The organism is Rhodoferax sp. ZS1R8, from assembly GCF_056521325.1.
The window spans coordinates 66,567-90,033 of sequence record NZ_JBWMBA010000001.1 but is presented as its reverse complement, the minus strand read 5'-3'; the positions used below and the strand labels follow the sequence as shown (position 1 = coordinate 90,033).

General features: G+C 51.9%; 14 protein-coding genes, 4 tRNA genes and 6 rRNA genes. 21 read left to right on the top strand and 3 right to left on the bottom strand.

Annotation, left to right across the window (positions count from 1 at the left end):
* Nucleotides 1-7: 7 nt before the first annotated feature.
* The 3 genes from fliP to fliR are packed head-to-tail and all read left to right on the top strand — an operon-like array spanning nucleotide 8 to nucleotide 1,812.
* On the top strand, nucleotides 8-745 hold the full coding sequence (fliP, locus tag AC097P_RS00425) for a flagellar type III secretion system pore protein FliP (RefSeq protein WP_479609442.1): 738 nt from the start codon (nucleotides 8-10) through the stop codon (nucleotides 743-745).
* 16 nt (nucleotides 746-761) lie between these two features.
* A complete protein-coding gene (gene fliQ / locus AC097P_RS00420; protein ID WP_479608397.1) occupies nucleotides 762-1,031 on the top strand; it encodes a flagellar biosynthesis protein FliQ in 270 nt (89 codons plus the stop codon).
* Between the two features lie 13 nt (nucleotides 1,032-1,044).
* Nucleotides 1,045-1,812: a flagellar biosynthetic protein FliR gene (gene fliR / locus AC097P_RS00415; protein ID WP_479608396.1), complete on the top strand. Its 768-nt coding sequence runs from the start codon at nucleotides 1,045-1,047 to the stop codon at nucleotides 1,810-1,812.
* Nucleotides 1,813-1,828: 16 nt separating this feature from the next.
* On the opposite strand, the gene AC097P_RS00410 is transcribed toward fliR, so the two are convergent.
* Nucleotides 1,829-2,458, bottom strand: a complete 630-nt coding sequence (locus tag AC097P_RS00410; RefSeq protein WP_479608395.1) for a response regulator — start codon at nucleotides 2,456-2,458, stop codon at nucleotides 1,829-1,831.
* Nucleotides 2,455-3,525 (bottom strand): sensor histidine kinase, encoded by a 1,071-nt coding sequence (locus tag AC097P_RS00405; RefSeq protein ID WP_479608394.1) that lies wholly within the window; start codon nucleotides 3,523-3,525, stop codon nucleotides 2,455-2,457. The genes AC097P_RS00410 and AC097P_RS00405 overlap by 4 nt, the downstream gene beginning before the upstream one ends.
* 242 nt (nucleotides 3,526-3,767) lie before the next feature.
* On the opposite strand from AC097P_RS00405, the gene AC097P_RS00400 reads away from it, so the two are divergent.
* The 17 genes from AC097P_RS00400 to rrf (AC097P_RS00320) all read left to right on the top strand — a co-directional run bounded on the left by AC097P_RS00400 (nucleotide 3,768) and on the right by rrf (AC097P_RS00320) (nucleotide 21,733).
* Entirely contained in the window at nucleotides 3,768-4,211 is a 444-nt protein-coding gene (locus AC097P_RS00400) for a hypothetical protein (protein WP_479608393.1), read from the top strand.
* A 44-nt stretch (nucleotides 4,212-4,255) separates the two neighbouring features.
* Entirely contained in the window at nucleotides 4,256-4,618 is a 363-nt protein-coding gene (locus AC097P_RS00395; RefSeq protein ID WP_479608392.1) for a response regulator, read from the top strand.
* A gap of 42 nt (nucleotides 4,619-4,660) precedes the next feature.
* Nucleotides 4,661-6,778, top strand: coding sequence for a chemotaxis protein CheW (locus AC097P_RS00390; protein ID WP_479608391.1), 2,118 nt, complete (start codon nucleotides 4,661-4,663; stop codon nucleotides 6,776-6,778).
* Nucleotides 6,779-6,802: 24 nt separating this feature from the next.
* The gene (locus AC097P_RS00385) at nucleotides 6,803-7,291 is read left to right on the top strand and encodes a chemotaxis protein CheW (protein WP_479608390.1); all 489 of its coding nucleotides are present in this window, start codon (nucleotides 6,803-6,805) and stop codon (nucleotides 7,289-7,291) included.
* A gap of 66 nt (nucleotides 7,292-7,357) precedes the next feature.
* Nucleotides 7,358-8,209: a CheR family methyltransferase gene (locus AC097P_RS00380; protein WP_479608389.1), complete on the top strand. Its 852-nt coding sequence runs from the start codon at nucleotides 7,358-7,360 to the stop codon at nucleotides 8,207-8,209.
* 106 nt (nucleotides 8,210-8,315) lie between these two features.
* Nucleotides 8,316-8,990, top strand: a complete 675-nt coding sequence (gene cheD / locus AC097P_RS00375; RefSeq protein ID WP_479609441.1) for a chemoreceptor glutamine deamidase CheD — start codon at nucleotides 8,316-8,318, stop codon at nucleotides 8,988-8,990.
* 9 nt (nucleotides 8,991-8,999) lie between these two features.
* Nucleotides 9,000-10,094: a protein-glutamate methylesterase/protein-glutamine glutaminase gene (locus AC097P_RS00370; RefSeq protein ID WP_479608388.1), complete on the top strand. Its 1,095-nt coding sequence runs from the start codon at nucleotides 9,000-9,002 to the stop codon at nucleotides 10,092-10,094.
* Between the two features lie 481 nt (nucleotides 10,095-10,575).
* Nucleotides 10,576-12,110, top strand: a 16S ribosomal RNA gene (locus AC097P_RS00365).
* A gap of 99 nt (nucleotides 12,111-12,209) precedes the next feature.
* A tRNA-Ile gene (locus AC097P_RS00360) sits at nucleotides 12,210-12,286 on the top strand.
* 49 nt (nucleotides 12,287-12,335) lie between these two features.
* Nucleotides 12,336-12,411: transfer RNA gene (locus AC097P_RS00355), tRNA-Ala, on the top strand.
* A 403-nt stretch (nucleotides 12,412-12,814) separates the two neighbouring features.
* Nucleotides 12,815-15,694 (top strand): 23S ribosomal RNA (locus AC097P_RS00350).
* A gap of 170 nt (nucleotides 15,695-15,864) precedes the next feature.
* Nucleotides 15,865-15,977: ribosomal RNA gene (rrf, locus tag AC097P_RS00345) — 5S ribosomal RNA — on the top strand.
* Between the two features lie 354 nt (nucleotides 15,978-16,331).
* Nucleotides 16,332-17,866 (top strand): 16S ribosomal RNA (locus AC097P_RS00340).
* Nucleotides 17,867-17,965: 99 nt separating this feature from the next.
* Nucleotides 17,966-18,042, top strand: a tRNA-Ile gene (locus tag AC097P_RS00335).
* 49 nt (nucleotides 18,043-18,091) lie between these two features.
* A tRNA-Ala gene (locus AC097P_RS00330) sits at nucleotides 18,092-18,167 on the top strand.
* A 403-nt stretch (nucleotides 18,168-18,570) separates the two neighbouring features.
* Nucleotides 18,571-21,450 (top strand): 23S ribosomal RNA (locus AC097P_RS00325).
* Between the two features lie 170 nt (nucleotides 21,451-21,620).
* A 5S ribosomal RNA gene (gene rrf, locus AC097P_RS00320) occupies nucleotides 21,621-21,733 on the top strand.
* The 16S, 23S and 5S rRNA genes sit together here with 4 tRNA genes alongside, the layout of an rRNA operon.
* 95 nt (nucleotides 21,734-21,828) lie before the next feature.
* On the opposite strand, the gene AC097P_RS00315 is transcribed toward rrf (AC097P_RS00320), so the two are convergent.
* Nucleotides 21,829-22,575: an FFLEELY motif protein gene (locus tag AC097P_RS00315; RefSeq protein WP_479608387.1), complete on the bottom strand. Its 747-nt coding sequence runs from the start codon at nucleotides 22,573-22,575 to the stop codon at nucleotides 21,829-21,831.
* 103 nt (nucleotides 22,576-22,678) lie between these two features.
* On the opposite strand from AC097P_RS00315, the gene AC097P_RS00310 reads away from it, so the two are divergent.
* Nucleotides 22,679-23,410 carry a GNAT family N-acetyltransferase gene (locus AC097P_RS00310; protein ID WP_479608386.1) on the top strand — a complete coding sequence of 244 codons (732 nt, stop codon included), beginning with the start codon at nucleotides 22,679-22,681 and terminating at the stop codon, nucleotides 23,408-23,410.
* Nucleotides 23,411-23,467 lie beyond the last annotated feature (57 nt).

Here is a 23,467-nt window from a genome sequence, read left to right as displayed (position 1 = left end):
GGCCGTTATGTGTAGAAGCCTGCTGGGTTTATTTGTTTTGGTGCTGCATGCATCAGCTTCGGCACAATCCGGGGGGCAATTGCCACTGCTAGTGGGAACGGGGGGCTCCAATATGAGCTTTTCTGTCCCGATTCAAACCCTGCTCTTTTTCACTGCGCTGTCTTTTTTGCCCGCGGTATTGTTGATGATGACGGGTTTCACGCGTATCGTGATCGTGCTTTCGCTGCTCCGCCAGGCCTTGGGAACCCAATCGTCTCCACCCAACCAGGTCATAGTGGGGTTGTCTCTCTTTTTAACTTTTTTTGTCATGGGACCGACCCTGGACAAGGTCTATGCGGACGCTTATCTGCCACTGACAAAGAATGCGATCAGCTTTGAGCAGGCTTTGGAGAGGGGGGAAGCCCCAATGCGCAGCTTCATGGTCAAGCAAACACGGCAATCTGATTTCGCACTATTTGCCAAGTTGGCCAAATTGCCCCCGGGGGTTAAGGCTGACACCGCCCCGATGCGGGTTCTGGTGCCGTCCTTTGTCATCAGTGAGTTGAAGTCGGCCTTTCAAATCGGCTTCATGATTTTCATTCCGTTCCTGGTGATTGACATTGTGGTTGCGAGTGTCCTGATGTCTCTTGGCATGATGATGTTATCGCCAGTTCTGGTAGCACTTCCTTTCAAGCTCATGCTTTTCGTTCTGGCCGATGGCTGGAATTTGCTTATTGGCTCACTGGCGGCGAGTTTCGTGACTTAAGAAAGAAGGCCAGACTATGAACGCGCAAATGGTTTTGACAATGGGGCAGGATGCGCTATTGATGCTGCTGATGGTGTCCGCCCCGGTGTTGGGGACGGCGTTGGTGGTGGGTTTGTTAGTCAGCCTTTTTCAAGCGGTGACCCAGATCAACGAAGCAACGCTGGCATTTGTCCCCAAGCTGGTTGCGGTGATTGCCGTATTTGCGATAGCGGGCCCATGGATGCTGACCATGCTGGTGGAATACATTCGTCGCACGATAGAAGCCATACCCGGATCTGTCATTTAGCCTGAGATATGTCGTGATTTCCATCACTGAGGCACAGCTGGCGGCCTGGATATCCCCCATCATTTGGCCATTTTTGCGCGTACTCGCTGTTTTTACGGCGGCACCAGTTTTTTCTTCCAGGGCAATTCCCATCAGAGCCAAAGTCGCCTTGGCTTTTCTGGTCGCACTAGCCGCCCAGGCCAGCTTGCCGGAAATGGCGGTGGTGGGTTTTAATGATCCCGGCGCACTGGCTGTTGTAGTGCAGCAGGTGGGGGTAGGGCTAGCCATCGGCTTTGCGGTTCGGGTGGTATTTTCGGCGGTGGAGTTGGCAGGGGAAGTCGTCGGGTTCCAGATGGGGCTGAATTTCGCGGCGTTTTTCGATCCAACCATTGGTGCGCAGTCCAGCGCGGTGGCTCGGTTTTTCGGTCAGATGACCTCTTTGCTGTTCCTGGCTTTAAACGGGCACCTCATGGTGTTGTTTGCGATCATCCGGAGTTTTCAGAGCTTTCCTGTTGACCAGAACTTCCTGGAGACACTGGCGCATATGCGGCTCCACCATTTGGGGGCAGATTTGTTTGCCAGCGCGTTGTGGATAGCTCTGCCAATGGTTGGCATTTTGATGTTTGCCAATTTGGCTCTGGGAATTATTTCCCGCGTAGCGCCACAGATGAATATCTTTGCGATTGGCTTTCCAATTACGCTAGTGGTTGGGCTGATTGGTATCGCCGTCACGCTACCGATGCTGGACCAGCCCTTTATGGTGCTTCTGGAGCGTTCCATTGATATCTTTTCCCGCCAATAAGTGCGACGCGCTGAGCCTATACCAGCTGGTTTCGGATGGCGTAGACGGCTAGCTCCGCATTATTGGACAGTTTGAGCTTCTCCAACAGGCGAGCTCGGTAGACGCTGACCGTCTTGGGGCTGAGCATGAGTTCTTCAGCTATGTCAGACAGTCGTTTTCCGGACGCGATTTTCAGCAGTGTTTGTAGTTCCCGTTCTGACAGGCTGGCATGCAGCGACTCGGTACTTGGAGATGCCAGGTTGTCGACCAGCATTTCGGATATTTCCGGGGTGACGTATTTTCGCCCTTTAGCCAGTGCGCGGACGGCGGGAATCAGCTCGGCTGGGTCGCCCGCCTTGTTCAAGTAGCCATCCGCCCCTGCGCGCAAACATCGGATGGCGTACTGGTCTTCGGCAAACATGGACACAATCAAAACTTTGATGGGCGATTGGTCCTCGCGCAAGCTGGCCAGCACTTCAAGCCCCCCCCGTCCCGGTAGGTTCAGGTCCAGTATCAGCACATCGCATGGTGTCGTGCGGATCAATGCCCGAACCTCCACATAGCCGCCAGCTTCGCCTACCACTTCGATGTCCATGGCGTCCGCCAGGGTGTCTTTGATACCACGTCTGACCATAGCGTGGTCGTCGCAGAGAATCACCTTGATCACTTGAATTGTGCCTCCGGAGAAAGGTTGGTCCCTGTCGTAAGGGGGACGGAAAGAATGACGGAGGTGCCCTCACCTGGGCGGGTGCTGATGTCGAGCCAACCGCCAATGGTCTTCGCACGCTCGTGAAGGCCGCGGATGCCAAACGCATGGGATTTTTGCATCTCCAGCTCTGAAATGCCGACACCGTCGTCTCTGATTTCCATTGTCAAAAAATCTTCCGCGTCAGAGATATCAATTTGGACCAGGCTGCACTGGGCATATTTCGAGATATTGGTGAGTGCTTCCTGGGCCGTGCGGTAGGCCGTCAGCTGTATCGCCTTTTCGGGGCAGAGTTCTTCATTGGTCGTACGCAGGGTCGTCTTGATCCCCGTTCGCTTTTCAAAGCTCGAAGCCAACCACTGGACCGCTGCGAAGAGTCCTTGGTCCAGGATGGATGGGCGCAGGCTCATCATGATTCGCTGACTCGCTCCCAACGCGTGCTGGATCATGTCAGTTGCAGCCTGGATGTGTGCCTGCGCATTCGCGTCGGGGTTGTGTCTGGATATCCACGCCAAGTCAAGCTTGGCGGCCGCAAGAGAGCCTCCTATGTCGTCATGGATCTCTCGCGCGATAGACGCTCTCTCGCGTTCAATGGCTGTTTGGAGGTAGCCGTTCAATTCAGACAGACGTTTTTCGGAGCTGGCAAGTTGCAGATCGGCTTTTTCCTTGGCTCGGCGTGTGCGATACACATCCATCGCACGGGTGACAACGCGTCCTAACTGGCCTAGATCATCCTTGTGCAAATAGTCACTGATACCAAGGTGGATTGCCGCAACGGCGGCTGTTTCTCCTATTGCCCCCGATAGAAGTATGAACGGCGGGCGGTTGTCTCCGGGAGCCAAAGCAGACCAGGCATCCACTGCGGTAAATCCGGGCAGTCGATAGTCGGCCAAAATTAATTCATGGCGACTTGTCGAGACAGACTCTGTGAAAGCCGCCAGTGTCTCGACACGGGTAATCAAGTACGAAAAACCTGCCCTGTCCAGTGCCCTGCAGACCAGCTTATGGTCCTGCACAGAGTCTTCCAAGTGCAAGATATTTAGAGGGGGTGCCGCAGAGGAAGTGTCCATTTTTGCAATGCCATGGGTGTTCGATTATGGATGTTCTGCGGGACCGTCGGCCAAGCGTCGGTTATAGGGCTAAATCGTGTGCAAGTTTGCGAAAGTTCCACAACCCTACTGTTTCCTGCTAATCTAACAGCGTGAGACGTTCAGCTCCAAAAAAACGGAGCGAAACCTATGTGGAGACCGGTTACTTAGGACACATGACAATGCAGCCAACATTGACGACCCCCACTGTCCCCGCGGTTCAAATGCCGATCATGCTCGTTGCCGAAGTCCAGGATTCGCTGCTTGTGGTTGTGCACGACCTGACGAGGTTGGATGGGTTGCTTGCACACACCATGGAAAATCTCATGGAGCGGTTCACAAGTGCCAGCGCCAATTTGGCGACTCCGGAGTTGATGAATTCAAAGGAATTGGACAATGTTCGCAGCACTTTGCGCGCGGCGGTGACCGAGCTTCAGTTTCAGGATATGGCATCCCAACTAATAATTCATACGTCGAAAATCCTCCAAGGTTGCGCTTATCGGCTGGCGTCCGAGTCAATGGGTGTTGAGGACGGAGAGGCGGTACCCTTTGTTGAAGAAGTGCCCGAACGTCCAAATCCCGTGACGCAAGATGAGATGGATGCTGGCTCTATTGAGCTTTTCTGAGTCTAGATACTTGTTACCCCTAATCGAAATAGTCGGAGTTCCAAATGCCTTTAATTCTCGCCGTTGATGACTCACCTTCCATGCGTAAGATGGTTGCCTTCACTTTAACCGGGGCCGGGTACCAAGTGGTTGAAGCCGTTGATGGTCAAGATGCTTATGAAAAGGCGCAGTCGCAGTCTTTCGACTTGGTGCTGACGGACCAAAATATGCCCCGGTTGGATGGGCTCGGTCTCACCAGGAAGTTGCGTGACCACCCGCAATTTAAAACTACACCGATTTTGATGCTGACTACCGAGTCGAGTGACTTGATGAAGCAGGCAGGTCGCGCTGCCGGCGCTACTGGTTGGTTGGTGAAGCCGTTCGATCCAGCGCGATTGTTGGACGTTATCAAGAAGGTCATTCGCTGACTGTTGCGTAGTTTTCTGATTGTTAGAAGATAGGAGCGAGGTATGTCTGAAACGCATCAGGACAGTGGCGGTGGAAACGGGGATTTCGACCTAACCCAGTTTTATCAAATCTTTTTTGAAGAGGCGGGGGAAAACCTGGATCTGATGGAGCAGATGTTGCTCAATTTGAATCTAGAGTCGGCGGATGATGAGGTGCTCAATGGCATTTTTCGTTGTGCACATTCTGTTAAAGGGGGCGCTGCAACCTTCGGTTTCGCTGACGTAGCAGAGTTGACCCACCAGATGGAGTCGCTACTCGATCGTCTCCGTAGGCACGAGCTTTCGCCCAACGCGGCGATGGTAGATGTCCTGCTGGAATCCGCGGACGCATCCAGAAGTTTGCTTGCGCGCCACCAGGCCGGTGGTGAGGGTGAGGCTCTGCCGACAGGGGATCTAGTCAAGCGAATCAGTGAACTGGCATCTGGGCAAATTCCAGTTCTGGCTGCTCCGCGGCCTGCTGCTGTCGTGCCACCGCCCACCCCGGCAGCTAAGCCGCCTTCAGGTGTCAGTGCGGCAAAGTCAACCCGATCGCTTGAGGTTCGTATTGGGCCTTTAGAACGCCCCGAACAAGCTGATGCCGTGCAAGAACTATTCAGAGATATCCCTGGTCTGGGGACGATCGCGTCTGTACCTTGCGACGCTAAGAATACGCGCTTGTTTGCTATTGAAACAGCGTCCACGGACGAGGATTTGCTGGATTTGTTCGCATTCCATGTTTCCAGGGATTACATCCAGATCAAGACAGTCGAGGTAGTTTCCGAGGCCGAGGATCTGGTGTCGTTAGTCGCTGGAAGTTCAGACGATCCGACGCCAGGAACTCCGTTAGCGGCATTTCCTGGTTTCGGGTTTTTTGATGGGGCGCCGGGTGCACCTACACCAATTGCCGCAGTAGATCCAAAAGCGGCTGCAAAGACTGGGGCCACTAAGCCAGCGGCTGCCAGCGCTGCTGCTCAGCCTGAAGCAGCCACCATTCGCGTCGCGATCAGCAAAGTCGACCAGTTGATCAATTTGGTGGGGGAGTTAGTTATCACGCAAGCCATGCTTGCGCAAAACAGTAGGGCTCTGGATCCTGCGGTGTACCAGCAGCTTCTCTCCGGGTTGGCCGATCTTGATCGGAACACGCGAGACTTGCAAGAGTCCGTCATGTCCATTCGCATGATCCCGATGTCTATCGTATTCAGCCGCTTCCCGCGGATGTTGCGTGATTTAGCAACCAAGCTAGGCAAAAAAGTGGATTTCGTGACGCAAGGGGAGGCTACTGAGCTGGACAAGGGCTTGGTTGAGAAAATTACCGACCCACTTACGCACCTAGTCCGCAACAGTTGTGACCATGGTGTGGAGTCGCCCGCAGAGCGTTTGGCTGCCGGCAAATCTGAGACCGGAACAATCACCCTTTCTGCGTCACACCAAGGTGGGTCTATCGTCATTGAGGTGCGAGACGACGGCAAAGGCATGTCGCGGCAGCGGATTCTGACCAAAGCCCGCGAGCGGGGGCTGGATGTATCGGACCAGATGACCGATCAAGAGGTCTGGCAACTCATATTCGCCCCTGGGTTTTCGACCGCCGAGGTTGTTACGGATGTTTCGGGTCGTGGCGTCGGGATGGATGTCGTTAAGAAAAATATTGCCGCATTGAACGGGACGGTTGAAATCGATTCAGCCGAGGGCTACGGAATGAAAGTTTCCGTTCGACTTCCCTTGACGCTGGCGATCATGGACGGCATGTCTGTTGGCGTCGGTGGCGAGGTTTATATTCTGCCCCTGTCGTCGGTGGTCGAGTCATTTCAGGTCAAGGCAGATGCAGTCAGCACGGTTGGACAGGGCTCTCAATTGGTCAAAGTCCGTGATGAGTACATGCCGGTTATTGAACTTGAAAAGATTTTTCAAATTCCGCGGTTTGATTTCGAGAAATCGTGCGACATCATGGTTGTGGTTGAAGCGGATGGAAGTCGCGTCGCATTGCTAGTCGACGAGTTACTCGGCCAACAGCAGGTCGTGGTGAAGAATTTGGAATCGAATTACAGAAAGGTTCCTAACGTATCAGGAGCAACAATTCTTGGTGATGGAAAGGTTGCACTTATTTTGGATACCGGTGCCTTGGTTCGTCGCTCTCGGCATTAATGCCAACGTATTGAAGGAGGTGTTATGGGCGTGATGGAAAAATTAGATGGGCCAACATCCACGGATGCAAGGGAGTACCTGACTTTTCGTTTGGACCAGGAAGAGTATGGCATCGACATCCTTAAGGTTCAGGAGATCAGAGGCTATGAACCGCCTACACGCGTAGCGAATGCGCCGGCTTTTATAAAAGGGGTCGTGAACTTGAGAGGCACAATTGTGCCGATCGTAGACATGCGACTGAAATTTAGTTGCTCGAAAGCTGAGTACAACTCATTTACGGTAGTCATTATTTTGAACTTGAGGCATCGTATCGTTGGGATAGTAGTTGACTCAGTGAGCGATGTTATGGAGTTGCCTGCTGAGAGCCTTAAGGCCGCGCCGGATATTGAGAGTGTTATTGATAGTGCAGCAGTCTTGGGACTGGGATCTCTGGGTGACCGCATGCTCATCCTCCTTGACATTGAACGTTTAATGTCTGCACCGGATATGGGTCTCGTCGGTGCATCGGAGTGAGGATGTAGCGCTTAGGGATTTGCATTCCGGCAAGTCACCGGCTTGCAGGTGAAGCAATCTTAAACCTTGTCTGAAACTGGAGTGAATGTGAGCTCGTCAGCGGGAGTGCAGGGCAGGGAATTCGCGTGGACTGATGCTGATTTTGATCGGGTTCAGTCCATGATTTACAAGCGTGCTGGAATTAGCCTCCACGACGGTAAGCACGCGATGGTGTATAGCCGTCTTTCCCGTAGGCTAAGGGAAACGGGTCACCAGAGTTTTCGCGAGTATCTCGGGTGGTTAGAGTCTGCTGAAAGTCCCGAGTGGCAAGAGTTCGTTAATGCACTGACTACAAACCTTACGTCTTTTTTCCGCGAGCATCACCACTTTGAAATTTTCGCCGATCTCTTAAAGTCCAAGTCTCCCGGTATGCCTTGGAGAGTTTGGTGCAGTGCCGCGTCGACGGGGGAAGAGCCCTACTCCATAGCTATGACTGCGTTGGAGGCTTTGGGGCCGAACCCGAAATTCTCGTTAATGGCAAGCGACATTGATTCAAAGGTGTTGGCGTCCGCCGCGCAAGGCGTCTACAGAGTTGATGGGATGAAGGGTGTCGATCCAAGCAAAATGCAGCGCTTCTTCTTGCGAGGAAAGGGTGGGAACGACGGAATGGTTAGGGTCAAGCCGGAGCTATCCAAGTTAATTGAATTTTTGATGGTGAATCTAATTCGAGATGATTGGCCTTTTCGCGAACCATTCGACGCCGTTTTCTGTAGAAACGTCATGATCTACTTCGATGCCGACACGCAACGGAAAGTGCTGGAGCGTATCTACAAGATCATGAAGCCAGGGGGAATGCTGTTTGTCGGGCATGCTGAAAATTTCAGCGATTCGCGTGACATGTTCATTCTGAAAGGGAAGACAGTCTATGAGCGGCGTTAACGATTCCATTCCCCCCTCAGGTCGTACAGGGCTGTGACCTGACTGGCTTCCACAAATAACAACAAAGGCTTACATGAACTTGCCACAGTACAGCGCCGAGCCCTCTATGGGTAAGTCCCATGGAGCGGGCATATCCCAAACGAAGGTTCTTGCCAACGGGCGAGTGTCGAGAGTTGATCAACTTAAGGCCCTGCCACGCAAACCGGGCGAGGCTTCTTTTTTCTATGCGGACCACCACTTTCAATACGATGCTGTGAAAGTCTTGCCGGGCGAATACTACGTGTCAAACGAGGATTTAGTGGTGATGACCGTTTTGGGTTCCTGCATTGCTGCCTGCATTTGGGATGGAAAAGCCCGCACCGGAGGTATGAACCATTTCATGTTGCCTGATGGAGAGGGCGGGGAGGGATCCGGGCGTTATGGGTCGTTCGCGATGGAGTTATTGATCAACGAGATGTTCAAACTTGGTGCGCGACGGGAAACCATGCAGGCCAAAATATTTGGTGGGGCTCAGGTTATGGCCGGGTTCACCACGATGAATGTGGGAGAGCGCAACACCCAATTTGTGTTGGATTACCTATCCACTGAGCGGATTCCTGTTGTTTCTCAAGATGTGCTCGACATTCATCCGCGCAAAGTGTGCTTTTTTCCTGTAACGGGCAAGGCATTGGTAAAGCGGTTGGCGCACTCTCATCCTGAAACTTTGGCTGTCGAGGAGCGGCGCGGCAACGCAGCAAATGTCGCTAAGTCGAATTCTGGCGGCTCTGTTGATCTATTTTGAGGGCTAAGCGTGAAGAAGATTCGCGTTGTTGTCGTCGACGATTCTGCGCTTGTCCGGGGGCTGCTGAGTGAAATCATCAATCGACAAAAGGATATGGAGTGTGTGGGAGCTGCCAACGATCCGTTAATCGCGAGAGAGATGATTCGGGATCTCAACCCTGACGTCATAACGTTAGATATAGAGATGCCGAGGATGGACGGCATAGACTTTCTGGCTCGGCTTATGCGGCTTCGGCCTATGCCCGTAGTAATGATTTCCACATTGACCGAGCGCGGCGCGGAGGTAACCATGCGGGCGCTTGAGCTTGGCGCAATTGATTTTGTGGCCAAGCCAAGAATCGGCTTGACGGACGGGATTAATGAGTTGGCCGGGCAAATTGTTGAGAAAGTGCGTATCGCGGCGTCGGCACACATTCGGCGGGCTACGCAACCTATCCCGTCGTCATCTGGTAACGCCACCATTTCGCCTGGTGTGGCGCACCGCCCGGAATTGCTATCCATGGGACGGGTTTCGACGGAGAAGCTTATCTGCATAGGGGCTTCGACGGGAGGGACTGAGGCGATCAAGGAGATATTGATGCGCATGCCGGCAGACTCGCCGGGTATTGTTATCACGCAGCACATGCCGCCGGGATTCACGACAAGCTTCGCCGCACGACTGAACACCCTCTGCCAAATCACAGTTCAAGAGGCTGTGCACGGTGGGAGGGTGCTTCCTGGCCACGCCTATATCGCCCCGGGCGGCAAGCAGTTTAAGGTTGACAAGAGTGGGGCTAACTATATATGCGTAGTTGAAGACGGGGAGACGGTTAACCGCCACAAGCCTTCTGTAGAGGTCCTTTTTAAATCGGTGGCCCGCGTAGTGGGGCGAAATGCCTTTGGCATCATGCTCACGGGAATGGGTGGCGACGGGGCTAAAGCAATGCGGGAGATGAAGGACGCTGGCAGCTACAACTACGTACAAGACGAGGCTAGTTGCATCGTCTTTGGCATGCCGCGGGAGGCCATCCTTCATGGAGCGGCTGACGAGGTGCTGCCTCTATTAGATATTGCTGGCGCGCTCTTGACTCGCCTGGGAACTACTTCTGACCGTTACAGAGTTTGAGCCGAAGGGCGCGCAGAAGCCGACAAGCTAGTAAAACTGTGCCATAATCGAAGGCTTCGCTGGGAACAGCGGCCTCTCATCAGACTGAATGAGGCGCTGCAAAAAATTTCCAAAAATTTTGACAATGGATTTAAAACAGTGTCATAATCGAAAGCTTCTCTGGAAACAATTCCTTCTTGCTGAAAACAAGAAATGAAACGTAAAAAGTTTTCAAGAAGTTTGACGAAAGTATAAAAACTGTGTCATAATTCAAGGCTTCGCTGATCACGGTGAGGCAAACGAGGAAAGTAAAAACTCTTCGGTTCATTAAAAATTTACAGCCGATAAGCGTGGGCGTTTGAAGGTGATTGCCAAGTTCTTCGGAACTAGGTCTTAACTGACCTACAAACGCTCATGAATGAAAAGAAATGCGAACTTCAGTGATGAAGTTCATGTTAATTCCAGTTTATGAGTTGCTCGAAAGAGCAAAAAATTCAAGATCGAACTATAGAGTTTGATCCTGGCTCAGATTGAACGCTGGCGGCATGCCTTACACATGCAAGTCGAACGGCAGCACGGGAGCAATCCTGGTGGCGAGTGGCGAACGGGTGAGTAATATATCGGAACGTGCCCAGTCGTGGGGGATAACGTAGCGAAAGCTACGCTAATACCGCATACGATCTACGGATGAAAGCGGGGGATCGCAAGACCTCGCGCGATTGGAGCGGCCGATATCAGATTAGCTAGTTGGTGGGGTAAAAGCCCACCAAGGCGACGATCTGTAGCTGGTCTGAGAGGACGACCAGCCACACTGGAACTGAGACACGGTCCAGACTCCTACGGGAGGCAGCAGTGGGGAATTTTGGACAATGGGCGAAAGCCTGATCCAGCAATGCCGCGTGCAGGACGAAGGCCTTCGGGTTGTAAACTGCTTTTGTACGGAACGAAACGGTCTCTTCTAATACAGGGGGCTAATGACGGTACCGTAAGAATAAGCACCGGCTAACTACGTGCCAGCAGCCGCGGTAATACGTAGGGTGCAAGCGTTAATCGGAATTACTGGGCGTAAAGCGTGCGCAGGCGGTTATATAAGACAGATGTGAAATCCCCGGGCTCAACCTGGGACCTGCATTTGTGACTGTATAGCTAGAGTACGGTAGAGGGGGATGGAATTCCGCGTGTAGCAGTGAAATGCGTAGATATGCGGAGGAACACCGATGGCGAAGGCAATCCCCTGGACCTGTACTGACGCTCATGCACGAAAGCGTGGGGAGCAAACAGGATTAGATACCCTGGTAGTCCACGCCCTAAACGATGTCAACTGGTTGTTGGGTCTTCACTGACTCAGTAACGAAGCTAACGCGTGAAGTTGACCGCCTGGGGAGTACGGCCGCAAGGTTGAAACTCAAAGGAATTGACGGGGACCCGCACAAGCGGTGGATGATGTGGTTTAATTCGATGCAACGCGAAAAACCTTACCCACCTTTGACATGTACGGAATTCGCCAGAGATGGCTTAGTGCTCGAAAGAGAACCGTAACACAGGTGCTGCATGGCTGTCGTCAGCTCGTGTCGTGAGATGTTGGGTTAAGTCCCGCAACGAGCGCAACCCTTGTCATTAGTTGCTACATTTAGTTGGGCACTCTAATGAGACTGCCGGTGACAAACCGGAGGAAGGTGGGGATGACGTCAAGTCCTCATGGCCCTTATAGGTGGGGCTACACACGTCATACAATGGCTGGTACAAAGGGTTGCCAACCCGCGAGGGGGAGCTAATCCCACAAAGCCAGTCGTAGTCCGGATCGTAGTCTGCAACTCGACTACGTGAAGTCGGAATCGCTAGTAATCGTGGATCAGAATGTCACGGTGAATACGTTCCCGGGTCTTGTACACACCGCCCGTCACACCATGGGAGCGGGTTCTGCCAGAAGTAGTTAGCCTAACCGTAAGGAGGGCGATTACCACGGCAGGGTTCGTGACTGGGGTGAAGTCGTAACAAGGTAGCCGTATCGGAAGGTGCGGCTGGATCACCTCCTTTCTGGAAACTGCAATCTAATTTGAACGCTCACACTTATCGGTTGTTGGAAGGTTGTCGCTGACGACTATTGCTTAGGCTGTGGTCATAAGTGACCGGCTTGGGTCTGTAGCTCAGTTGGTTAGAGCACTGTGTTGATAACGCAGGGGTCGTTGGTTCGAGACCAACCAGACCCACCATTGTCGTACAACGCCCTTCTGGCTAGAATTTAGAATTCCTTGTGGAATTGGGGGTGTAGCTCAGCTGGGAGAGCGGCTGCTTTGCAAGCAGTAGGTAGCGGGTTCGAGTCCTGTCACCTCCACCAATCTTTTAATGACTTATCGAATACTTGGGTATTCAACACCAAAGTAGCTTTGTGTTCTTCGGAATAAAAAGGCTGCTTTGTTGTTGATCGAGATTTCTTGATCAATCGGCTGTTCTTTAACAATTTATAGAGTTTAATCAGCGTTGCTAACTTTAAGCTGCGTGGGGAAACTGCACATTCGTAAAGGTTTAGTGCAGACCGTGCCTCACCCAGTTGTTAGCAACAATTTTTGATTGCGTCAAACTGAATATCAAACTTTGTTTGAAATTCGAAAGTAAGTTAGACGAGCTTTTTACGTAAGTAGAGAGTGGCGTCATTTACGGCATAACGCGATTGGTGAAAGACCAATCAAACATTCCTTGAAAACAACGATGTAGTTTCGAAAGAAACGTCAAAGTTATAGGGTCAAGTGAATAAGAGCACATGGTGGATGCCTTGGCAATGATAGGCGACGAAGGACGTGATAGCCTGCGATAAGCTTCGGGGAGCTGGCAAATTAGCTTTGATCCGGAGATTTCCGAATGGGGAAACCCACCTGCAAAGGTATCGCATACTGAATACATAGGTATGCGAGGCGAACCGGGTGAACTGAAACATCTCAGTAGCTCGAGGAAAAGACATCAACCGAGATTCCGAAAGTAGTGGCGAGCGAAATCGGAGAAGCCTGCAAGTGATAGCACAAGACATAACGGAACAGCCTGGAAATGCTGGCCATAGCGGGTGATAGCCCCGTACGTGAAATGACCTGTGTGGTACTGAGCTTGCGACAAGTAGGGCGGGACACGAGAAATCCTGTCTGAATATGGGGGGACCATCCTCCAAGGCTAAATACTCATCATTGACCGATAGTGAACTAGTACCGTGAGGGAAAGGCGAAAAGAACCCCGGGAGGGGAGTGAAATAGATCCTGAAACCGTGTGCTTACAAAAAGTAGGAGCCTCGCAAGGGGTGACTGCGTACCTTTTGTATAATGGGTCAGCGACTTACATTCAGTGGCAAGGTTAACCGAATAGGGAAGCCGTAGAGAAATCGAGTCCGAATAGGGCGTCAAGTCGCTGGGTGTAGACCCGAAACCAAGTGATCTATCCATGGCCAGGATGAAGGTGCCGTAACAGGTACTGGAGGTCCGAACCGACTAGTGTTGCAAAACTAGCGGATGAGCTGTGGATAGGGGTGAAAGGCTAAACAAACTTGGAAATAGCTGGTTCTCTCCGAAAACTATTTAGGTAGTGCCTCAGGTATTACCGACGGGGGTAGAGCACTGTTTTGGCTAGGGGGTCATGGCGACTTACCAAACCAATGCAAACTCCGAATACCGTCGAGTACAGCCTGGGAGACAGAGCACCGGGTGCTAACGTCCGGACTCAAGAGGGAAACAACCCAGACCGCCAGCTAAGGTCCCTAAAATTGGCTAAGTGGGAAACGAAGTGGGAAGGCTAAAACAGTCAGGATGTTGGCTTAGAAGCAGCCATCATTTAAAGAAAGCGTAATAGCTCACTGATCGAGTCGTCCTGCGCGGAAGATGTAACGGGGCTAAGCCAGTTACCGAAGCTGCGGATTTGCAATTTATTGCAAGTGGTAGGAGAGCGTTCTGTAAGCCTGTGAAGGTGGTGGTGTAAACCCTGCTGGAGGTATCAGAAGTGCGAATGCTGACATGAGTAGCGTTAAAGGGGGTGAAAAGCCCCCTCGCCGTAAGCGCAAGGTTTTCTACGCAACGTTCATCGGCGTAGAGTGAGTCGGCCCCTAAGGCGAGGCAGAGATGCGTAGCTGATGGGAAACAGGTCAATATTCCTGTACCGATGTGTAGTGCGATGTGGGGACGGAGAAGGTTAGCTCAGCCAACTGTTGGATATGTTGGTTCAAGCCTGTAGTCGTGCCTGGTAGGTAAATCCGCCGGGCTTAGATGAGGGGTGATAACGAGTCTGCTTGCAGACGAAGTGAGTGATACCCTGCTTCCAGGAAAAGCCACTAAGCTTCAGCTACACACGACCGTACCGCAAACCGACACTGGTGCGCGAGATGAGTATTCTAAGGCGCTTGAGAGAACTCAGGAGAAGGAACTCGGCAAATTGACACCGTAACTTCGGAAGAAGGTGTGCCTTTAGTAGGTGAACCATTTACTTGGGGAGCCCAATGAGGTTGCAAAAAATCGGTGGCTGCGACTGTTTATTAAAAACACAGCACTCTGCAAACACGAAAGTGGACGTATAGGGTGTGACGCCTGCCCGGTGCTGGAAGATTAAATGATGGGGTGCAAGCTCTTGATTGAAGTCCCAGTAAACGGCGGCCGTAACTATAACGGTCCTAAGGTAGCGAAATTCCTTGTCGGGTAAGTTCCGACCTGCACGAATGGCGTAACGATGGCCACACTGTCTCCTCCTGAGACTCAGCGAAGTTGAAATGTTTGTGATGATGCAATCTCCCCGCGGAAAGACGGAAAGACCCCATGAACCTTTACTGTAGCTTTGTATTGGACTTTGAACAGATCTGTGTAGGATAGGTGGGAGGCTTTGAAGTAGGGTCGCTAGATCTTATGGAGCCAACGTTGAAATACCACCCTGGTGTGTTTGAGGTTCTAACCTAGGTCCATTATCTGGATCGGGGACAGTGCATGGTAGGCAGTTTGACTGGGGCGGTCTCCTCCCAAAGCGTAACGGAGGAGTTCGAAGGTACGCTAGTTACGGTCGGACATCGTGACGATAGTGCAATGGCATAAGCGTGCTTAACTGCGAGACTGACAAGTCGAGCAGATGCGAAAGCAGGACATAGTGATCCGGTGGTTCTGTATGGAAGGGCCATCGCTCAACGGATAAAAGGTACTCTGGGGATAACAGGCTGATACCGCCCAAGAGTTCATATCGACGGCGGTGTTTGGCACCTCGATGTCGGCTCATCTCATCCTGGGGCTGTAGCCGGTCCCAAGGGTATGGCTGTTCGCCATTTAAAGAGGTACGTGAGCTGGGTTTAAAACGTCGTGAGACAGTTTGGTCCCTATCTTCCGTGGGCGCTGCAGATTTGAGGAAGCCTGCTCCTAGTACGAGAGGACCGGAGTGGACACACCTCTGGTGTATCGGTTGTCACGCCAGTGGCATTGCCGAGTAGCTAAGTGTGGAAGAGATAACCGCTGAAAGCATCTAAGCGGGAAACTCGTTTCAAGATGAGATCTGCCGGGGCCTTGAGCCCCCTAAAGAGTCGTTCAAGACCAGGACGTTGATAGGTCAGGTGTGGAAGCGCAGTAATGCGTTAAGCTAACTGATACTAATTGCTCGTGCGGCTTGACCCTATAACTTTGATTCACGAAAGTGTCTCAAGGAAGTTATGCCAAGTTGACGCATTCAAAAATCCTGCCAGTAAGCAATTACTCGTAGGTTCGTTAAATCGATGAAGCTGATTAGCTCTATAAATTGGTCGTCTTGACTGGTTCATTCCAAATCAAGATGGCAAACAGTTATGTCTGACGACCATAGCGAAGTGGTACCACTCCTTCCCATCCCGAACAGGACAGTGAAACGCTTCAGCGCCGATGATAGTGCGGGTTCCCGTGTGAAAGTAGGTCATCGTCAGACTATTAAACCGAAAACGCCCAGTCGAAAGACTGGGCGTTTCACTCAGTGCTACGAGCTAGCACTGAGTGAAACGTAAAAAGTTTTCAAGAAGTTTGACGAAAGTATAAAAACTGTGTCATAATTCAAGGCTTCGCTGATCACGGTGAGGCAAACGAGGAAAGTAAAAACTCTTCGGTTCATTAAAAATTTACAGCCGATAAGCGTGGGCGTTTGAAGGTGATTGCCAAGTTCTTCGGAACTAGGTCTTAACTGACCTACAAACGCTCATGAATGAAAAGAAATGCGAACTTCAGTGATGAAGTTCATGTTAATTCCAGTTTATGAGTTGCTCGAAAGAGCAAAAAATTCAAGATCGAACTATAGAGTTTGATCCTGGCTCAGATTGAACGCTGGCGGCATGCCTTACACATGCAAGTCGAACGGCAGCACGGGAGCAATCCTGGTGGCGAGTGGCGAACGGGTGAGTAATATATCGGAACGTGCCCAGTCGTGGGGGATAACGTAGCGAAAGCTACGCTAATACCGCATACGATCTACGGATGAAAGCGGGGGATCGCAAGACCTCGCGCGATTGGAGCGGCCGATATCAGATTAGCTAGTTGGTGGGGTAAAAGCCCACCAAGGCGACGATCTGTAGCTGGTCTGAGAGGACGACCAGCCACACTGGAACTGAGACACGGTCCAGACTCCTACGGGAGGCAGCAGTGGGGAATTTTGGACAATGGGCGAAAGCCTGATCCAGCAATGCCGCGTGCAGGACGAAGGCCTTCGGGTTGTAAACTGCTTTTGTACGGAACGAAACGGTCTCTTCTAATACAGGGGGCTAATGACGGTACCGTAAGAATAAGCACCGGCTAACTACGTGCCAGCAGCCGCGGTAATACGTAGGGTGCAAGCGTTAATCGGAATTACTGGGCGTAAAGCGTGCGCAGGCGGTTATATAAGACAGATGTGAAATCCCCGGGCTCAACCTGGGACCTGCATTTGTGACTGTATAGCTAGAGTACGGTAGAGGGGGATGGAATTCCGCGTGTAGCAGTGAAATGCGTAGATATGCGGAGGAACACCGATGGCGAAGGCAATCCCCTGGACCTGTACTGACGCTCATGCACGAAAGCGTGGGGAGCAAACAGGATTAGATACCCTGGTAGTCCACGCCCTAAACGATGTCAACTGGTTGTTGGGTCTTCACTGACTCAGTAACGAAGCTAACGCGTGAAGTTGACCGCCTGGGGAGTACGGCCGCAAGGTTGAAACTCAAAGGAATTGACGGGGACCCGCACAAGCGGTGGATGATGTGGTTTAATTCGATGCAACGCGAAAAACCTTACCCACCTTTGACATGTACGGAATTCGCCAGAGATGGCTTAGTGCTCGAAAGAGAACCGTAACACAGGTGCTGCATGGCTGTCGTCAGCTCGTGTCGTGAGATGTTGGGTTAAGTCCCGCAACGAGCGCAACCCTTGTCATTAGTTGCTACATTTAGTTGGGCACTCTAATGAGACTGCCGGTGACAAACCGGAGGAAGGTGGGGATGACGTCAAGTCCTCATGGCCCTTATAGGTGGGGCTACACACGTCATACAATGGCTGGTACAAAGGGTTGCCAACCCGCGAGGGGGAGCTAATCCCACAAAGCCAGTCGTAGTCCGGATCGTAGTCTGCAACTCGACTACGTGAAGTCGGAATCGCTAGTAATCGTGGATCAGAATGTCACGGTGAATACGTTCCCGGGTCTTGTACACACCGCCCGTCACACCATGGGAGCGGGTTCTGCCAGAAGTAGTTAGCCTAACCGTAAGGAGGGCGATTACCACGGCAGGGTTCGTGACTGGGGTGAAGTCGTAACAAGGTAGCCGTATCGGAAGGTGCGGCTGGATCACCTCCTTTCTGGAAACTGCAATCTAATTTGAACGCTCACACTTATCGGTTGTTGGAAGGTTGTCGCTGACGACTATTGCTTAGGCTGTGGTCATAAGTGACCGGCTTGGGTCTGTAGCTCAGTTGGTTAGAGCACTGTGTTGATAACGCAGGGGTCGTTGGTTCGAGACCAACCAGACCCACCATTGTCGTACAACGCCCTTCTGGCTAGAATTTAGAATTCCTTGTGGAATTGGGGGTGTAGCTCAGCTGGGAGAGCGGCTGCTTTGCAAGCAGTAGGTAGCGGGTTCGAGTCCTGTCACCTCCACCAATCTTTTAATGACTTATCGAATACTTGGGTATTCAACACCAAAGTAGCTTTGTGTTCTTCGGAATAAAAAGGCTGCTTTGTTGTTGATCGAGATTTCTTGATCAATCGGCTGTTCTTTAACAATTTATAGAGTTTAATCAGCGTTGCTAACTTTAAGCTGCGTGGGGAAACTGCACATTCGTAAAGGTTTAGTGCAGACCGTGCCTCACCCAGTTGTTAGCAACAATTTTTGATTGCGTCAAACTGAATATCAAACTTTGTTTGAAATTCGAAAGTAAGTTAGACGAGCTTTTTACGTAAGTAGAGAGTGGCGTCATTTACGGCATAACGCGATTGGTGAAAGACCAATCAAACATTCCTTGAAAACAACGATGTAGTTTCGAAAGAAACGTCAAAGTTATAGGGTCAAGTGAATAAGAGCACATGGTGGATGCCTTGGCAATGATAGGCGACGAAGGACGTGATAGCCTGCGATAAGCTTCGGGGAGCTGGCAAATTAGCTTTGATCCGGAGATTTCCGAATGGGGAAACCCACCTGCAAAGGTATCGCATACTGAATACATAGGTATGCGAGGCGAACCGGGTGAACTGAAACATCTCAGTAGCTCGAGGAAAAGACATCAACCGAGATTCCGAAAGTAGTGGCGAGCGAAATCGGAGAAGCCTGCAAGTGATAGCACAAGACATAACGGAACAGCCTGGAAATGCTGGCCATAGCGGGTGATAGCCCCGTACGTGAAATGACCTGTGTGGTACTGAGCTTGCGACAAGTAGGGCGGGACACGAGAAATCCTGTCTGAATATGGGGGGACCATCCTCCAAGGCTAAATACTCATCATTGACCGATAGTGAACTAGTACCGTGAGGGAAAGGCGAAAAGAACCCCGGGAGGGGAGTGAAATAGATCCTGAAACCGTGTGCTTACAAAAAGTAGGAGCCTCGCAAGGGGTGACTGCGTACCTTTTGTATAATGGGTCAGCGACTTACATTCAGTGGCAAGGTTAACCGAATAGGGAAGCCGTAGAGAAATCGAGTCCGAATAGGGCGTCAAGTCGCTGGGTGTAGACCCGAAACCAAGTGATCTATCCATGGCCAGGATGAAGGTGCCGTAACAGGTACTGGAGGTCCGAACCGACTAGTGTTGCAAAACTAGCGGATGAGCTGTGGATAGGGGTGAAAGGCTAAACAAACTTGGAAATAGCTGGTTCTCTCCGAAAACTATTTAGGTAGTGCCTCAGGTATTACCGACGGGGGTAGAGCACTGTTTTGGCTAGGGGGTCATGGCGACTTACCAAACCAATGCAAACTCCGAATACCGTCGAGTACAGCCTGGGAGACAGAGCACCGGGTGCTAACGTCCGGACTCAAGAGGGAAACAACCCAGACCGCCAGCTAAGGTCCCTAAAATTGGCTAAGTGGGAAACGAAGTGGGAAGGCTAAAACAGTCAGGATGTTGGCTTAGAAGCAGCCATCATTTAAAGAAAGCGTAATAGCTCACTGATCGAGTCGTCCTGCGCGGAAGATGTAACGGGGCTAAGCCAGTTACCGAAGCTGCGGATTTGCAATTTATTGCAAGTGGTAGGAGAGCGTTCTGTAAGCCTGTGAAGGTGGTGGTGTAAACCCTGCTGGAGGTATCAGAAGTGCGAATGCTGACATGAGTAGCGTTAAAGGGGGTGAAAAGCCCCCTCGCCGTAAGCGCAAGGTTTTCTACGCAACGTTCATCGGCGTAGAGTGAGTCGGCCCCTAAGGCGAGGCAGAGATGCGTAGCTGATGGGAAACAGGTCAATATTCCTGTACCGATGTGTAGTGCGATGTGGGGACGGAGAAGGTTAGCTCAGCCAACTGTTGGATATGTTGGTTCAAGCCTGTAGTCGTGCCTGGTAGGTAAATCCGCCGGGCTTAGATGAGGGGTGATAACGAGTCTGCTTGCAGACGAAGTGAGTGATACCCTGCTTCCAGGAAAAGCCACTAAGCTTCAGCTACACACGACCGTACCGCAAACCGACACTGGTGCGCGAGATGAGTATTCTAAGGCGCTTGAGAGAACTCAGGAGAAGGAACTCGGCAAATTGACACCGTAACTTCGGAAGAAGGTGTGCCTTTAGTAGGTGAACCATTTACTTGGGGAGCCCAATGAGGTTGCAAAAAATCGGTGGCTGCGACTGTTTATTAAAAACACAGCACTCTGCAAACACGAAAGTGGACGTATAGGGTGTGACGCCTGCCCGGTGCTGGAAGATTAAATGATGGGGTGCAAGCTCTTGATTGAAGTCCCAGTAAACGGCGGCCGTAACTATAACGGTCCTAAGGTAGCGAAATTCCTTGTCGGGTAAGTTCCGACCTGCACGAATGGCGTAACGATGGCCACACTGTCTCCTCCTGAGACTCAGCGAAGTTGAAATGTTTGTGATGATGCAATCTCCCCGCGGAAAGACGGAAAGACCCCATGAACCTTTACTGTAGCTTTGTATTGGACTTTGAACAGATCTGTGTAGGATAGGTGGGAGGCTTTGAAGTAGGGTCGCTAGATCTTATGGAGCCAACGTTGAAATACCACCCTGGTGTGTTTGAGGTTCTAACCTAGGTCCATTATCTGGATCGGGGACAGTGCATGGTAGGCAGTTTGACTGGGGCGGTCTCCTCCCAAAGCGTAACGGAGGAGTTCGAAGGTACGCTAGTTACGGTCGGACATCGTGACGATAGTGCAATGGCATAAGCGTGCTTAACTGCGAGACTGACAAGTCGAGCAGATGCGAAAGCAGGACATAGTGATCCGGTGGTTCTGTATGGAAGGGCCATCGCTCAACGGATAAAAGGTACTCTGGGGATAACAGGCTGATACCGCCCAAGAGTTCATATCGACGGCGGTGTTTGGCACCTCGATGTCGGCTCATCTCATCCTGGGGCTGTAGCCGGTCCCAAGGGTATGGCTGTTCGCCATTTAAAGAGGTACGTGAGCTGGGTTTAAAACGTCGTGAGACAGTTTGGTCCCTATCTTCCGTGGGCGCTGCAGATTTGAGGAAGCCTGCTCCTAGTACGAGAGGACCGGAGTGGACACACCTCTGGTGTATCGGTTGTCACGCCAGTGGCATTGCCGAGTAGCTAAGTGTGGAAGAGATAACCGCTGAAAGCATCTAAGCGGGAAACTCGTTTCAAGATGAGATCTGCCGGGGCCTTGAGCCCCCTAAAGAGTCGTTCAAGACCAGGACGTTGATAGGTCAGGTGTGGAAGCGCAGTAATGCGTTAAGCTAACTGATACTAATTGCTCGTGCGGCTTGACCCTATAACTTTGATTCACGAAAGTGTCTCAAGGAAGTTATGCCAAGTTGACGCATTCAAAAATCCTGCCAGTAAGCAATTACTCGTAGGTTCGTTAAATCGATGAAGCTGATTAGCTCTATAAATTGGTCGTCTTGACTGGTTCATTCCAAATCAAGATGGCAAACAGTTATGTCTGACGACCATAGCGAAGTGGTACCACTCCTTCCCATCCCGAACAGGACAGTGAAACGCTTCAGCGCCGATGATAGTGCGGGTTCCCGTGTGAAAGTAGGTCATCGTCAGACTATTAAACCGAAAACGCCCAGTCGAAAGACTGGGCGTTTTTTTTGGTCTTTTATTTGTCGAGATCGATCGAGCGGCCTCAGGTCCTCATCGTCCGTCAGTGGCTCTTAGCCAGACACGCGTGAAGATCTGATACCCACAACGAGGAGTCCCCATGTGACAAACCCTCAATCCAGGCGGACTCGCGTGTTTGAATGGTCGCGAGGAAAACTTCAGCACTTCGCCCTTTGCCTGTCATCTTCGCAAACGTATCAAAGCCGGTTTCAAGAAAATCTTGCAACGAACCTAACCCGGCGGCTCTTGCAGGCCCCCGCATCATTCGCAGCATCAACCGTAATCCAGGTGTGCGGGTCAGGCGGTCTAAGTCTTTGCCGACGTTTAACACTACATTCAACTGCCGCTTTCGGTCGTCAAAGCCCGCGGTGGCTCGCCAACAGGCAACATATTGCGCGGCAGCATCGTTTGCGGGAACGTCCCCACGGCCAGCCCATTGCACAGCCATCCGCCAGTCCAGTTCCTCGGTCAACAGGTGCAGCTGCGCCAGCGCGACAGCCGTAGAAGTCACTTGTTGTGGAAACAGACGCTGCAAAGCGCCCGCAATGCGTGAAAATTGGGCATCGCGCTGCGAATAGTCCTTGTCGCTGTACAAATCTTCCAAAAAGAACCGCGCGGCGGCGCCATACTCGTCAGAGCGCAGTAAATCGGCATATGTGCCGGCAAATCGTTGGGCTTGTAGCGCCTTAATAGTGACCAAAGCCGCGCGAAGGCCAGGTTTATGACCCGCTTCCGCCCGAAGGGCGCTTACCCGTGCAACTGCGTCCCGTATCGTGTTTGCTGCGTCCATACGCTAACCAGTGTACAGAAACGCTAAGCCGGCAGAAGCATAGAAGTAGCAGAATAAGCGTCTTTGGGGTGCAGAGACTAGGGAAAACCCGTATATTCGAAAGATGCGCTCTGCAACTCAGCTTATTAAAGCCTCCTTGGAAGTGGGGCGTGACTTTTTACGCCCCCCGCAGGACGGACAGGACCAACTGCCCTCCAAGCGCCCAGCTCCTCTATTGATCCCCATCCGCTCCCTCGGCGCGAACCACCGTGACCGTATTGCCAAACACCTGTTGTCGCTGGACCAGCAGGATCGTTACCTGCGGTTCGGTTATCTGGCGCAAGACGAGCATATCCAGCGTTACGTCGACGGGCTGAACTTCGAGCGCGACGAGATCTTCGGCATCTACAACCGCAAACTCGAACTGATTGCAATGGCCCACCTTGCGCAGGCTGCGGACAAGAACCACCAGGCCTGCGCCGAGTTCGGCGTCTCCGTATTACCAACCGCACGCGGTCGCGGCTACGGTGCGCGATTGTTTGAGCGGGCCGCGATGCACGCTACAAACGACGGCATCAACCTGCTCTTCATTCATGCGCTCAGCGAAAACGCCGCAATGCTGAAGATCGCGCGCAATGCTGGCGCAAAGGTCGAGCGCGAGGGCACCGAATCCGAAGCCTACTTGCACTTGCCACGAGCAACGTTTGACAGCCAGATGACCGAGCTAATTGAAGAGCAGGTCGCTCAAACCGACTACCGCATCAAAGTCCAGGCGAAACAATTCTGGAGTTTCCTGGCTGACGTGCAGGAAGTTCGGCGCAATGCCATCGACGCGCAGAGCCGCAGCTCCCCCTGACGCCAGTAGCCAGCCGAGTTGGGCGGTCACGCAAATCCGCTATCCTTGAGGGTCCGA